The sequence below is a fragment of the Mucilaginibacter sp. 320_HR genome, assembly GCF_059691875.1.
Window position 1 is genome coordinate 719470 of sequence record NZ_JCAWAI010000001.1, and the last position, 13188, is coordinate 732657.

Here is a 13188-nt window from a genome sequence, read left to right on the forward strand (position 1 = left end):
TACAAAATTCATCATTCAATTATATTAAGCCAAATTAATAATCATCCTCGCGACCGCGCTTTTCGTCATCCTCGAAGCCCTCGTCATCGCCAAAGCCAAATTCTTCTTCTTCTTCTGTTTCCTCATCATCAACTACCCGTGCAGCCGGTACACCGCTAATCTCGTCTGTATCTGTTACCTCAGAAAAGTCTTCCGTATCCTCTGGGTTGTACTGCATCTCGTTTAAGAAATCAAAATCCTCATCAGCTGACGATACAACAGTTGGATTAAATACATTACCAAATTGTTTCGGCGCTTCTCCAACTGAGCGTACTACGAGTGGATAAGTTGCACCAGGTGTTTCATCCAAAATTATCTTCATTAACTCTACATGAAAGTCAAATGGCCTGTCAAAGTTGAATGTATAATAAAATTTCTGGTGCGGATCGTCAATGTAACTGCTCAGCCTTATTTTGTCCATTAGCGGTATTTTTCTATCTATCCGTTTTTGGTTAGGCAGATAGGTGATCTCTTCACCCTTCATCCACTGGTCGTTACTGATATAAAAAGAAGATGGAAATTCAGGATTGTAGCCGGTACTCTGATGAATAGCGCGATGGAGATCCTCGAACGTTTGATTCGATTTCACATCGATGTCGCGGCTTACGTCATCATAGTCCTCAAAAGTAACCCTAAACCTATATAATGCCATTTTTAGTAGATTTTGTCAAAAATAATAATGTTTTGAATTTTAATTTGTGCTTGCAGCAACTTTCAAGCCAATTTCCAGGCCTTTTGCTATTGTGTAAGCAATTGCAGCCTCCCTGTCGTTAGGAATTTCGCCTTCAAGTATAGCTTCCCGTATCTTGTTCTTGATAATACCTACTTCACGCCCTTCTTTAATGCCAAAAATCAGCATAATATCGGTTCCGGTAACCGGAGGCTGCCAGTTTCTTATATTATCGCGTTCTTCAACATCTTTAAGTTTTTGTTGAACAAGCTCAAAATTGTTACGATACTTTTTAACCTTGTACTCATTTTTGGTGGTCACGTCTGCTTTACACAACAGCATGAGTGCTTCAATGTCGTTACCTGCCTCAAACAGTAGCCGTCTTACTGCCGAATCAGTAACAATGGACTGCGACAATACTATCGGCCTCAAATGTAGCTGCACAAGCTTTTGAACAAACTTCATCTTTTCATTTAATGGAAGTTTAAGCTGTGCAAAAATCTTGGGTACCATACGTGCACCTTTATCCTCATGCCCGTGGAAGGTCCAGCCGTGAGCTGGTTCAAACCTTTTAGTGGTAGGCTTGGCAATATCATGTAAAATAGCAGCCCAGCGCAGCCAGAGGTCATCGGTAGTCTCACAGATGTTGTCTAGTACTTGTAAAGTATGATAAAAGTTGTCCTTATGTCCTTTACCGTTAATGATCTCTACGCCATATAAGGCTACCATCTGCGGGAAGATGATGTGCAGCAAGCCAGTGTCGAAAAGGTAATTAAACCCTACTGATGGCTTAGGTGACAGTATGATCTTATTTAGCTCATCTGTAATGCGCTCCTGAGATACAATCTTAATGCGATTAAGATTAGCTTTAATTGCTGTAATAGCTTCGTTATCAATTCTAAAGCTAAGCTGAGAAGCAAACCTAACCGCACGCATCATTCTGAGCGGATCATCGGAGAAAGTTTCTACAGGGTTTAGAGGCGTACGGATCAATTCGTTCTGCATGTCTTCAGTACCGCCAAAAGGATCCAGTAGCTCGCCATAATTTTCACTGTTCAACGCAATAGCCAAGGCATTTATAGTGAAATCACGGCGTTTTTGGTCATCCTCCAACGTGCCGTTTTCAACTATTGGCTTACGCGATTCAGAGCGGTAACTTTCCTTCCGGGCACCTACAAACTCTACTTCTACATCCTGGTAACGCAACATAGCAGTACCGAAGTTTTTGAACACGGATACTTTGACGCCTAACTTAGCAGCTACAGCCTCGGCGAAATCTATACCATTACCCAGGACAACTATATCTATGTCTTTGGAGGGACGGTTTAAAAAAATATCACGAACATAGCCGCCGATTGCATAAGCACGCACATCCTGCTCTGTTGCCAGTTTAGATATAACAGAGAATACCGGGTGCTGCAGGTGTTGTTTCATGCGAAAAAAGCCACATTGCGGCTTTACTGAAATGACAAATTTAGGAATATATAAAATTTAACGGCGAATAAATTCGAAACTGCCGTTTGGCGCCAAACGCATTATGGTAGACGGCTTGCGTTTTTCGTGGCTATGCTGATCTATATCCACCACATAATCAACACCATCAATTATGGCCTGATCGACTTTATCAAAGTATTCGGGAGATGGCTGCCCGCTGATATTGGCCGATGTAGATACAATAGGTTTACGCAGGCGTTGTATTAATTGCTGGCAAAACTGGTTACTAGTAACCCTTACACCTATGCTGCCATCTTCTGCTATCAGCTCCGGTGCAACGTTTTTAGCACCGGGCATTACTAACGTCAGCGGGTTCTCTGCAAACTCTATCAATTGATAGGCAATTTCAGGTACTTCGGTAATGTAGTTTTGCAATTTGTTGTCTACATCCACCAAGATGATCATGCTTTTGCTTTCAGCACGCTGTTTTAGAGCATATATTTTTTTTACAGCTTCACTGTTGGTTGCATCGCAGCCTATACCCCAAATAGTGTCTGTAGGATAGAGGATGATACCACCATCTTGTATCACTTTTAAAGCCTTGTTTACTTCGTCTTTAAGCATATCAGATAAGCTGCTTGTAAATGTCCATTAACTGTGCAGCTAAGGTAGCGTCTTTAAACCGTTCGGCATAAATATGCCCTGCTTTTATCATGTGATCACGTAGTTCTGCCTTTGTTAATACCAGCTCAATTTGTGTGGCAAGTTCTTTATCATCATCCGGGTGCACGTAACGGCTCACGGGACCGCCCGCTTCTTCCAGGCAAGAACCTGTTGATGCAATTACAGGTAAGCCGGATGTTAACGCCTCCAGGATAGGTATGCCAAAACCTTCGTACCGCGATGGATATATAAACAAGCTGGCCAACTTATAAATAGCAGTAAGGTCTTCAAAAGGTACGTTGTGACGAAAAGTTACTCTATCTGATAAATTGTTCTCGGTGAGGTAAGCTTTTACTTCATCCAGGTATTTGGTGGCTTTACCAACAACCACTAATGGTACACTGCTTTTAAGATGCGTTAAAGCTTTAACGAGAAGCATTAAGTTCTTGCGCTCTTCTATAGTGCCTACTGTGAATAAAAATTGATCTGGCAGGCTGTATTTGGCTCTTACGGCCTCAAGCCGGTCAGCAGGTACGGACATGCCAAACTCTGGCGAGCAACCCTGGTATACAACATCTATTTTATCCGGATCCGCGCCAAGCAGTTGCACCAGGTCTTGTTTGGTACGTTCACTTATCGCTATTATGCGGTCTGCAGTGTTACAAGCCTTTTTTGTTTTAGCCGTGTATATCCAACGGTCAATAGCATTATAATATTGAGGAAAGCGCAGGAATATAAGGTCGTGTATGCTCACTACTGTTTTTATTCCGGTGGTCTGAATACTGGATGGCAGCTCATAACTTAAGCCGTGGTAAATGTCTACGCTGTCTTTTTTGAGATCGGCTACGACCCCTTTACTGCGCCATAAAGCTGTAAGAAACTTACTCGCAGGTGTGATTACTTTGATTTTTGCGAAAGCATGGAAAAAGTCCCGCCACTTGTTGTGTCTAAGCTTTGGTGTGTAAAGGAGGTAGGAATCGTCGGGATAATGTTCTGCCGTGGTTTTTATAAGCCAGCGGCTGTAGTTGCCGAGGCCAGTGTTGTTGAGAAAAGCACGTTTGGCATCATATCCTATCTTCATCTGGTTTTAAGTTACTATAATGCCGGGTCACAACACGCCGGACGCGGCGCTTATAACCCGGCATAACAATATACTAAACAGCCACATTGTTCTCTCTTAACGCATCGTTAAGAGATGTCTTCTTATCAGTAGATTCTTTACGTTTTCCAATGATAAGTGCACAAGGAACCTGGTATTCACCAGCTGCAAACTTCTTAGCGTATGAACCCGGAATAACTACAGAACGCGCAGGTACACGGCCTTTATACTCTACCGGAGTAGAACCGGTAACATCAATAATTTTTGTTGATGCGGTAAGTACAACATTGGCACCCAACACCGCTTCAGATTCCACGTGAACGCCCTCTACAACAATCGCCCGCGATCCAAGGAAGCAATTGTCTTCTATAATAACGGGAGAGGCCTGTACGGGCTCTAAAACACCTCCAATTCCTACGCCGCCACTCAGGTGAACATGCTTGCCAATTTGCGCGCATGAGCCAACTGTAGCCCAGGTATCAACCATAGTGCCCTCATCTACATAAGCGCCAATATTTACATAAGATGGCATCATGATAACACCTTTTGCCAGATACGCGCCATAACGTGCAATACCGTGCGGTACTACGCGTACACCCAGCTCTTTGTAGTTGGTTTTAAGCTTCATTTTATCGTAAAACACAAACGGACCAACCTTTTCTTCCTGCATTTGGCGGGTAGGGAAGTATAGTATAACCGCTTTCTTTATCCAGTCGTTGGTGTGCCAGCGGGTGCCAATTTGTTCTGAAACCCTTATCTCACCTTTATCCAGGCGGTCAATAACAGTTTCAATGGCATTTGTATATTCGTTAAAATTCAAAAGGTTCCTGTCATCCCAGGCGTCTTCGATAAGTTTTTTCAGGTTTATCATCAGTGCTAAATAAAATTTGTCAAATTAAGTGATTTTTAGGGAGATTTTAAGCCGCTAGCTCAACCTGCCCACGATGCCTATTGTAAGCCCAGCGCCTCCGGGCCGGCATATTTCAAAGTGAACCACACGATTGGTATTACAATGAGCAGCGACACGATCAAAGGCTTCCATATACTGCGGGGATAGTAGTCTTCTTCAGGAAAATACTTCCGGAAGAAATAGTCGCTTAGGATAAATCCGCCTACAAGGTTGAGAACTACCGAGATCGAATTGCTTTTACCGCCAATCTGAGTTAGAATTAAGGAAGACACCAACATCCACCCCACGCAGAAGGCCATAATACCAATTACCGCCTGTTTAAAACCTGCCCGCCATAAGTTAAGAGACAGCAGCACCCCGCCGAATATTGGTGAGAAGAAAAGAGAAAAGCCTCTTATCGCATTTTTGGAGTAGAGCTCCACATAATCTTTGTCCTCGTTATATTGTTCGTTTTCTTCAGGCTCCATGTTTTTCAGAAATCAAGTGCAATATTAATAAGCGAAATTAGTTAATAAGGGTTTTAATAAATTAATTTACGTTTACTAATACGCACTATGCTGCCATGGCTGAAAAAGAAAAATTAAGAATAGATAAATACTTGTGGGCAATACGCGTTTTTAAAACACGTACTATGGCTTCAGATGCCTGTAAAGCGGGTAGGGTGAAGCTAAATAGCCAAAACATAAAGCCATCTCACGAGGTGCGCTTAAACGAAGTTTATCAGGTGTCTAAAGGGCCTGACCGCAGGGTTATCAAGGTAACAGGTTTGCTGGAAAATCGCGTGGATGCAAAAACAGCGGTTGGTTTTTACGAGGATCAAACACCTGTAGAACACACGCCTGCATTTAAATCTATGTTCCACTCGCCTGTTTTAAAACGCGACCGGGGCACGGGCAGACCAACCAAACGCGATCGACGTGAAACTGATGAATTAAAAGACACTTTTTTTGATGCAAATGAAGATAGCGGTACAGATGAGTGAAGTGACAATGTTGTGTCAGCACCTTAACCAACTATTATAGCTATTTTTGCAGTGTACAGCTGCGCGTAATAGTGTAGCATGTGTTTACCTCGTTCATGAACAACACCTATCCAAACACTCCATTTAATATAGCTATTATCGGTTTGGGCTATGTAGGCCTTCCGCTTGCAATAGCTTTCGCTAAAAAATATAACGTTTTAGGGTTCGATATTAATCAGCAACGCGTAGACGAGCTTAAGATTGCTAACGATCGTACCCAGGAAGCTGATGCCGATGAGTTGCGTGCTGCTATTGCGAACGGTACCCTTCAAATTTCCAGCAACATAGACGACCTTAAGTCACGTAACACCTACATAGTTACCGTACCTACCCCGATAGACCAGTTTAAGGCTCCTGATCTTGGATCGCTATTGGCAGCTTCGGAAATGCTTGGGAAAGTTTTAAAACAAGGCGACCTGGTTATTTATGAGTCGACTGTTTATCCTGGATGTACCGAAGAGGACTGTGTACCTGTACTCGAGGAAGTATCAGGTCTTAAGCTAAATCAAGGCTTTTTTGCAGGGTATTCTCCTGAGCGTATTAACCCGGGCGATAAGGTTAATACAGTCACAAAAATCAGAAAAGTAACGAGCGGATCGACACCTGGAGTAGCTCAGCGTGTGGATAATCTTTATTCATCTATAATAGAAGCCGGCACTTACAAAGCACCCAGCATCCGCGTAGCCGAAGCATCCAAAGCTATAGAGAACGCTCAAAGAGACGTGAACATCTCGTTTGTAAATGAGCTGGCACTTATTTTCGACCGCATGGGTATTGACACTAATGATGTTTTGGAAGCTGCCGGTACCAAATGGAACTTCCTCAAATATAAACCGGGCTTAGTAGGCGGCCATTGCATAGGGGTAGACCCATATTACTTGGCGCACAAGGCAGAATCACTCGGATATCAACCCCAGGTGATTTTAAGTGGCCGGCGTGTAAATGACGTTATGGGCGAGTTTGTAGCTGGTAAAGTAGTAAAGTTACTTATCGCTAAAGGGCACGACATTAGCAAAACTAAAGCGTTGGTGTTGGGTATCACCTTTAAAGAAAACTGTTCTGATGTCCGTAATAGTAAGGTGGTTGATATATGTACTTCGCTTACAGAATTCGGCGTTAACGTAGATGTTTATGATCCGTGGGCCGATAATGATAAGGTTAAGAATGAGTACGGCCTGGATCTGATAAAAACTATTGACAGCCGCTATGACGCCATAATACTGGCAGTAGCTCATAAAGAATTTGCGACAATTCACCTGCAAGATATTACCAAAAGCAACAACAGCGTTATTTACGATACCAAGGCTTTCCTTGACCGTACTTTGGTAGACGCCCGATTGTAGCAAGGCATTAATCAACCTTTTACGTACTTTTGCACGCTATAAAACAGCGGCTTCCAATTTATGAAGAGTATAGCCCGGAAAGTTTTTGATATTGAGATAGAATCGCTTCAGTATGTTGCTACACTGATAGACGAGCAGTTCCAACAAGCTGTCGACGCTATCATGGATTGCAAGGGTAAAGTGGTGGTTTGCGGTATGGGTAAATCGGGCCACATAGCGCGAAAAATATCCGCTACGCTTACCAGTACGGGTACTCAAAGCTTTTTTATGCATCCTGCCGAAGCTTTTCATGGTGATCTGGGGATGATAGGTGAACACGATGTGGTGCTGATTATATCCTATTCTGGTGAAACAGAGGAGCTTTTAAAGCTGATGCCATTTTTAAAGTGGCACAAAAATCAATCAGTTGCTATCACCGGTAATGCTAACTCTACACTTGCCAAAAACGCTACCTTTCACTTAAACGTAGCCATAAAACAAGAGGCTTGTCCGCTTGAGCTGGCACCCACATCATCAACCACGGCAACATTGGTTATGGGCGATGCACTGGCCGTAGCACTAATGACGGAACGAGGTTTTAGTCCTGATGATTTTGCACGGTTTCACCCCGGCGGCCGTTTGGGGCGTAAGCTGCTGGTGAAGGTTAAAGACCTGATGCGGACTGATAACCTGCCGTTTATAGATTTACAAGCCGGTTTCACGCAGTTGCTGATCCGTATGTCGGAAGGTAAACTTGGCATGGTGATAGTAGGCGGTGCAGAAGATGTAAAAGGTATTATAACTGATGGAGACCTCCGCAGAGGGTTAATCAAATACCCGGACCTTCAGCAACAGCCATTATCAACTATTATGAGCTCCGCACCAATAATGGTAAGTGAAGATATGCCGATCTATGACGCTGAAGAACTGATGCTGAACCGGAAGATAACCACGCTGTTGGTACAGAGTGCATTAGGTCATGTAAGTGGTGTTTACCAGATATTTAATCAATTACAAGCGGGATGAAAGCAATTATAGTTATACCCGCACGATTAAAATCGACCAGGCTACCCAACAAAGTGATGCTGGACCTTGGCGGAAAACCGGTGATCCAGCGTGTTTATGAGTCATGCTTGAAGGCTAAGTTACATCAGGAAGTTTGGGTAGCTGCAGATAGCGACGTTGTTTTCGATTTGTGTAAGCAGTTTACTTCCAATGTATTAATGACCCGTGAAGATCATCCCAGTGGAACAGACCGTATAGCTGAAGTGGCGGAACATGTATCAGCAGATGTCATCATTAATGTACAGGGTGATGAACCTTTTTTTGATGCAGGTATAATAGATCGGCTGATAGCAGCTATGCAGGATAGTGATGCTGTCATGGCCAGTGTATGTGCCCCGGTAGAAACCATTGATGAGCTGCACAACCCCAACCTGGTGAAGGTAATAACGGATGTAAATGGCTTCGCTGTTTACTTTTCCCGCTACCCGGTGCCATACTCAAGAGACAAGATACTGGAAAATGCGGCAGGCTATAAAAAGCACATGGGCGTATATGGTTATAAATCAGCATTTTTAAAGACCTTTGTACAGTTGCCCATATCGTTTTTAGAGGGGTCTGAAAAATTAGAACAGTTAAGGGCCATAGAGAATGGCTACAGAATAAAAATGATTGAGGTTGCAGGTTTTGAGAAGGGGATAGATACTCCTGAGGATCTGGAACTTGCACGTAAAAAGATATAAGAGCATGGCATTATATAACGATATTACCACTAAGCCTTTCTTTATTGTTGGGCCCTGTGTAATGGAAAACCAGGAACTTCTTTACACCGTAGCCGAGAAAGTTGCCGAGATAAAAGCAAAATACCCTGTAACAGTGGTGTTTAAGTCATCATTCGACAAGGCTAACCGTACCAGCATACATTCTTACCGCGGGCCGGGAATAGGCAAGGGCATGGAGATGTTGAACAACGTAAAAGAGAAGTTCGGGCTGGATGTTACTACCGATATTCACGAACCCTTCCAGGCTGCCATTGCGGCAGAAGTAGTTGACATACTGCAGATTCCGGCGTTCCTGTGCCGCCAGACTGACCTTTTGGTAGCCGCGGCGGAGACCGGTAAGGTGCTGAATGTGAAGAAAGCGCAGTTCCTATCAGGGCAGGACATGTTCTACCCGGCTCAAAAGGTGAAGGAAGCAGGTAATGAGCAGATCATCCTTACCGAACGCGGCAACTCTTTCGGGTACAATAACCTGGTGGTAGATTTCCGCAACATACAGGATATGAGCGGGTTTGGCTGCCCTGTGTGTATGGATTGCACCCATTCAGTACAGCGTCCCGGAGGTGCAAACGGCAAAACTGGGGGCGACCGTAAGTTCGTTCCGGCCATGGCTCATGCCGCACGTGCATTTGGTGCAAGCGGCTATTTTATAGAGACCCATCCCGACCCCGACCATGCCCTGAGCGATGGCCCAAACATGCTTTTCCTGAGTGACCTGGAGGAACTGATCAAATCTCTGATCAACTAAGATATCCTTTAAAAACTGCACCGATCAGGACCGAAAAAGCCTGATCGGTGAGCAAGAATCTGCAAAAACCACATTTTTTTGAATGGGTTTTTAGTTCTTTTTAAAAACGTGTTTCAAATTAGTACTCGGCCTTATTTTCTGACTGTTGCCAGTGCTTAAAAGCCTGCTGAGCCTCATCTCGCAAAAGCTGTTCAAATGACATTTTGCGTTTCTCCATCGGTAGCTCCAACTCGTCGTAAATAAAGTGATCGTCAAAGCCGATGGCAGCCGCGTCTGCCTTTGTGTTAGCATAATATACTTTGCTGATGCGTGCCCAATAGATGGCACCCAGGCACATTGGGCAGGGCTCGCAACTGGTGTATATTTCGCAGCCCTCCAGGTTAAAGGTGCCTAGTTCGGTACAGGCCATGCGTATTGCCGAAACTTCTGCATGGGCGGTTGGGTCGTTAGTCGGCACAACCTTGTTAGCGCTGCGTGCCACTACCATCCCGTCCTTAACTATTACCGCTCCGAAAGGGCCGCCTAGTCCCTGCTTTACGTTATACTCCGATAGCTCAATGGCCATCTGCATAAAATCTTCGTGCTTCATAAATGTTGTTCCATTAAAAAACCCCAACCATGGGCCGGGGTTTTCATTTTCTATTTATTTCTTGTACACGCCCAGCACATCACCAGGCAGGTATTTATTTCTTGTCTTTGGTGTAAGCTTCGTTCAAACGTTTAATTACATCAGCAGTAACGTCAAGGCTAGCATCGCCATAAAGCATTGTAGGGTCGCCTTTTTTAAAGGTAAGTACCATTTTGTAGCCTTTTTCTTTAGCGTAGGTTTTGGTGAAGTCAACCAGTTTTTCGTAAAGTTTGGTTTGCTCAGTTACCTGGTCATTTTGTACCTGCGCACCGGCATTTTGCTGGTATTGCTGAAACTCCTGGCCTTTACGCTGTAAACGCTGTTCTGTAGCTGCGCGCTGGTCTGCGCTCATGGTAGCTGCGCTGCGCTGATAATCGGCAATCTCGCGCTGTATAGCCTGCTGGCGGGAAGCCACATCGCTTTGCGCGGCTTTACCTTTACTGTCCAGGCGTTTGTCCATATCCTTAATGTACTCGTACTGGGAAACAAGCGAATCCTGGTTTACGAACACGATCTCGGGAGTGGCAGATGCAGTAGTAGTGGTACCGGCAGCAGCAGCTGGTTTATCGGCAGGTTTATTCTGGTTGCAAGCGGTAATTCCGGCTGCAACAGCTAATGCCAAAACAGCAGTTTTAACAATTGGCGCGTTGATCTTCATTTGTAATATTTTCTAAAAAATTTTGACAAAGATAAGCTTTCGGGGCAAGTTTCCTAACCCTAAATTAAGATGTTCCACAAGGGTCATATTTATCCACAATGGCGCTCATTATGATGGATATGTGGCGTTAAAATCGTATTTTTGTATATAAAAATCCCACCTGCAGGGACAGGTATTTTTTAATTGAACTATGAGCGAAGAAAATCAGGACAGATCAAATTATTCAGCCGATAATATACAGGTTTTAGAAGGTTTAGAGGCGGTGCGCAAGCGCCCGTCCATGTACATTGGCGATACAGGCGTAAAAGGGCTTCACCACCTGGTTTATGAGGTGGTAGATAACTCGATAGATGAGGCGCTTGCTGGTTATTGCGACACTATTGATGTTACTATTCATAAAGGCAATGCTATAACAGTTTCAGATAATGGCCGCGGTATCCCTACAGGTATCAATACCAAGGAAGGCCGGTCGGCACTGGAGATTGTAATGACGGTACTGCACGCCGGTGGTAAATTTGATAAGGATACTTACAAGGTATCCGGCGGTTTGCACGGTGTGGGTGTAAGTTGCGTTAACGCGTTGTCTGTACACGTAAAAACCGTTGTTCATCGCGAAGGAAAGATATTTACCCAGGAATACGAACGTGGTAAACCTTTGTTCCCGGTTAAGGAAATTGGCGTATCTGAAAAAACAGGTACTATCCAAACCTTCCAGCCGGACGCGGAGATATTCACCACTACTACAGAGTATAAGTTTGAAACGCTTGCTACGCGTTTGCGCGAGCTTGCTTTTCTTAACAAGGGCATCAAACTAACACTTACAGACGAGCGCAATCCTAATGACGACGGCACTTTTGATACGGAAGTGTTCTTTTCTGAAGGCGGACTTAAGGAGTTTGTTAAGTACCTGGATGGTACCCGTGTAGCTATAATACCGGAGCCAATTTACCTGGAAGGTATTAAAAACGGTATCCCGGTAGAACTTGCCTTGCAGTACAACGATACTTATACAGAGAACGTTCACTCGTACGTAAATAACATTAACACCATAGAAGGCGGTACACACGTTGCCGGTTTCAGGATGGGGCTTACCCGTACGCTTAAAGCTTATGCCGATAAAGAAGGCTTGCTTAAAAACGTTAAGATTGATATTACCGGTGACGACTTCCGCGAAGGCCTTACCGCTGTTATTTCTGTTAAAGTGCAGGAGCCACAGTTTGAAGGGCAAACCAAAACCAAGCTGGGTAACAGCGAGGTGAGCGGCGCGGTTAACGTTGCTGTGGGTGAAATTTTAGGTAACTACCTGGAAGAGAACCCCCGCGAGGCGAAGATGATTGTGCAGAAGGTTATATTGGCTGCTACAGCCCGTGCCGCTGCCCGCAAAGCCCGCGAAATGGTGCAGCGCAAGAGCGTAATGACAGGGTCAGGCCTGCCGGGTAAACTGTCTGACTGTGCTAATAACGATCCTGCGTTATGCGAGCTATACCTTGTGGAAGGTGACTCGGCGGGTGGTACTGCAAAGCAGGGCCGTAACCGCGAGTTTCAGGCGATATTGCCGCTGCGCGGTAAGATCCTTAACGTAGAAAAGGCCATGGAGCACAAGATCTACGAGAACGAGGAAATAAAGAACATGTTCACCGGTTTGGGTGTGAGCATTGGCACCCCTGAAGATGCCAAGGCGCTTAACCTTACCAAGCTGCGTTACCACAAGATAATTGTAATGACGGATGCTGACGTGGACGGATCGCACATTACCACGCTGATCCTTACCTTCTTCTTCCGGTACATGAAGGAGCTGATAGAGTATGGCTACATATACATTGCATCGCCGCCACTTTACCAGGTTAAAAAAGGTAAGGAGTTTGAATACTGCTGGAATGATGAGCAACGCGATAAAGCTATACAGCGCCTTAAGGGTGCCGGTAAGGAAGACAGCGTACACGTGCAGCGTTATAAAGGTTTGGGTGAGATGAACGCAGAGCAATTGTGGGATACTACCATGAACCCTGCTAACCGTACCCTGCGCCAGGTAAGCATTGATAATGCTGCCGAGTGCGATCACACCTTTAGCATGCTGATGGGTGATGAAGTTGCTCCACGCCGCGAGTTTATAGAAAAGAATGCCAAATACGCGAGGATAGATATATAATTATTATCCTTAGAATAGTAAGCCCTGCCATTTTATGGCGGGGCTTTTTTATTTGATGATGCTTGG

The 13188-nt window shown here is 44.5% G+C and carries 14 protein-coding genes; 6 read left to right on the forward strand and 8 right to left on the reverse strand.

From position 1 onward, the window contains the following. Window positions 1-34 precede the first annotated feature (34 nt). The 6 genes from AC59GT_RS03210 to AC59GT_RS03235 all read right to left on the reverse strand — a co-directional run bounded on the left by AC59GT_RS03210 (window position 35) and on the right by AC59GT_RS03235 (window position 5282). On the reverse strand, window positions 35-691 hold the full coding sequence (locus AC59GT_RS03210; protein ID WP_497236290.1) for an IS1096 element passenger TnpR family protein: 657 nt from the start codon (window positions 689-691) through the stop codon (window positions 35-37). A gap of 39 nt (window positions 692-730) precedes the next feature. Continuing rightward, window positions 731-2143: a CCA tRNA nucleotidyltransferase gene (locus AC59GT_RS03215; RefSeq protein ID WP_497236291.1), complete on the reverse strand. Its 1413-nt coding sequence runs from the start codon at window positions 2141-2143 to the stop codon at window positions 731-733. Between the two features lie 57 nt (window positions 2144-2200). Continuing rightward, a complete protein-coding gene (locus tag AC59GT_RS03220) occupies window positions 2201-2767 on the reverse strand; it encodes an L-threonylcarbamoyladenylate synthase (protein WP_497236292.1) in 567 nt (188 codons plus the stop codon). Between the two features lies 1 nt (window position 2768). Then, complete coding sequence (locus tag AC59GT_RS03225; protein ID WP_497236293.1) at window positions 2769-3887, reverse strand: glycosyltransferase family 4 protein; 1119 nt, start codon at window positions 3885-3887, stop codon at window positions 2769-2771. Window positions 3888-3960: 73 nt separating this feature from the next. Then, complete coding sequence (locus AC59GT_RS03230; protein WP_117384334.1) at window positions 3961-4776, reverse strand: 2,3,4,5-tetrahydropyridine-2,6-dicarboxylate N-succinyltransferase; 816 nt, start codon at window positions 4774-4776, stop codon at window positions 3961-3963. A gap of 77 nt (window positions 4777-4853) precedes the next feature. After that, window positions 4854-5282, reverse strand: coding sequence for a hypothetical protein (locus AC59GT_RS03235; RefSeq protein ID WP_497236294.1), 429 nt, complete (start codon window positions 5280-5282; stop codon window positions 4854-4856). A gap of 95 nt (window positions 5283-5377) precedes the next feature. Between AC59GT_RS03235 and AC59GT_RS03240 the strand changes: the two genes are divergently transcribed. The 5 genes from AC59GT_RS03240 to kdsA all read left to right on the forward strand — a co-directional run bounded on the left by AC59GT_RS03240 (window position 5378) and on the right by kdsA (window position 9687). After that, a complete protein-coding gene (locus AC59GT_RS03240) occupies window positions 5378-5797 on the forward strand; it encodes an RNA-binding S4 domain-containing protein (RefSeq protein WP_497236295.1) in 420 nt (139 codons plus the stop codon). 95 nt (window positions 5798-5892) lie between these two features. Further along, complete coding sequence (locus tag AC59GT_RS03245) at window positions 5893-7179, forward strand: nucleotide sugar dehydrogenase (RefSeq protein ID WP_497236296.1); 1287 nt, start codon at window positions 5893-5895, stop codon at window positions 7177-7179. A gap of 60 nt (window positions 7180-7239) precedes the next feature. Beyond that, entirely contained in the window at window positions 7240-8184 is a 945-nt protein-coding gene (locus AC59GT_RS03250) for a KpsF/GutQ family sugar-phosphate isomerase (RefSeq protein ID WP_497236297.1), read from the forward strand. Further along, window positions 8181-8903: a 3-deoxy-manno-octulosonate cytidylyltransferase gene (gene kdsB, locus AC59GT_RS03255; protein ID WP_497236298.1), complete on the forward strand. Its 723-nt coding sequence runs from the start codon at window positions 8181-8183 to the stop codon at window positions 8901-8903. The genes AC59GT_RS03250 and kdsB overlap by 4 nt, the downstream gene beginning before the upstream one ends. A gap of 4 nt (window positions 8904-8907) precedes the next feature. After that, window positions 8908-9687, forward strand: a complete 780-nt coding sequence (gene kdsA, locus AC59GT_RS03260) for a 3-deoxy-8-phosphooctulonate synthase (protein ID WP_497236299.1) — start codon at window positions 8908-8910, stop codon at window positions 9685-9687. A gap of 118 nt (window positions 9688-9805) precedes the next feature. On the opposite strand, the gene AC59GT_RS03265 is transcribed toward kdsA, so the two are convergent. Both AC59GT_RS03265 and AC59GT_RS03270 read right to left on the reverse strand, forming a co-directional pair. Continuing rightward, a complete protein-coding gene (locus tag AC59GT_RS03265) occupies window positions 9806-10276 on the reverse strand; it encodes a nucleoside deaminase (protein ID WP_497236300.1) in 471 nt (156 codons plus the stop codon). Window positions 10277-10370: 94 nt separating this feature from the next. Continuing rightward, window positions 10371-10973 (reverse strand): OmpH/Skp family outer membrane protein, encoded by a 603-nt coding sequence (locus AC59GT_RS03270; RefSeq protein WP_497236301.1) that lies wholly within the window; start codon window positions 10971-10973, stop codon window positions 10371-10373. Window positions 10974-11163: 190 nt separating this feature from the next. Here AC59GT_RS03270 and gyrB point away from each other — a divergent pair, with 190 nt between their 5' ends. Next, window positions 11164-13122 carry a DNA topoisomerase (ATP-hydrolyzing) subunit B gene (gyrB, locus tag AC59GT_RS03275; protein ID WP_497236302.1) on the forward strand — a complete coding sequence of 653 codons (1959 nt, stop codon included), beginning with the start codon at window positions 11164-11166 and terminating at the stop codon, window positions 13120-13122. Window positions 13123-13188 lie beyond the last annotated feature (66 nt).

What these genes read in the sequence shown, in the direction of transcription:
- AC59GT_RS03210 (WP_497236290.1), bottom strand. Translation starts at nt 691, where the DNA reads ATGGCATTATATAGGTTTAGGGTTACTTTTGAGGACTATGATGACGTA.
- AC59GT_RS03215 (WP_497236291.1), bottom strand. Translation starts at nt 2,143, where the DNA reads ATGAAACAACACCTGCAGCACCCGGTATTCTCTGTTATATCTAAACTG.
- AC59GT_RS03220 (WP_497236292.1), bottom strand. Translation starts at nt 2,767, where the DNA reads ATGCTTAAAGACGAAGTAAACAAGGCTTTAAAAGTGATACAAGATGGT.
- AC59GT_RS03225 (WP_497236293.1), bottom strand. Translation starts at nt 3,887, where the DNA reads ATGAAGATAGGATATGATGCCAAACGTGCTTTTCTCAACAACACTGGC.
- AC59GT_RS03230 (WP_117384334.1), bottom strand. Translation starts at nt 4,776, where the DNA reads ATGATAAACCTGAAAAAACTTATCGAAGACGCCTGGGATGACAGGAAC.
- AC59GT_RS03235 (WP_497236294.1), bottom strand. Translation starts at nt 5,282, where the DNA reads ATGGAGCCTGAAGAAAACGAACAATATAACGAGGACAAAGATTATGTG.
- AC59GT_RS03240 (WP_497236295.1), top strand. Translation starts at nt 5,378, where the DNA reads ATGGCTGAAAAAGAAAAATTAAGAATAGATAAATACTTGTGGGCAATA.
- AC59GT_RS03245 (WP_497236296.1), top strand. Translation starts at nt 5,893, where the DNA reads ATGAACAACACCTATCCAAACACTCCATTTAATATAGCTATTATCGGT.
- AC59GT_RS03250 (WP_497236297.1), top strand. Translation starts at nt 7,240, where the DNA reads ATGAAGAGTATAGCCCGGAAAGTTTTTGATATTGAGATAGAATCGCTT.
- kdsB (WP_497236298.1), top strand. Translation starts at nt 8,181, where the DNA reads ATGAAAGCAATTATAGTTATACCCGCACGATTAAAATCGACCAGGCTA.
- kdsA (WP_497236299.1), top strand. Translation starts at nt 8,908, where the DNA reads ATGGCATTATATAACGATATTACCACTAAGCCTTTCTTTATTGTTGGG.
- AC59GT_RS03265 (WP_497236300.1), bottom strand. Translation starts at nt 10,276, where the DNA reads ATGAAGCACGAAGATTTTATGCAGATGGCCATTGAGCTATCGGAGTAT.
- AC59GT_RS03270 (WP_497236301.1), bottom strand. Translation starts at nt 10,973, where the DNA reads ATGAAGATCAACGCGCCAATTGTTAAAACTGCTGTTTTGGCATTAGCT.
- gyrB (WP_497236302.1), top strand. Translation starts at nt 11,164, where the DNA reads ATGAGCGAAGAAAATCAGGACAGATCAAATTATTCAGCCGATAATATA.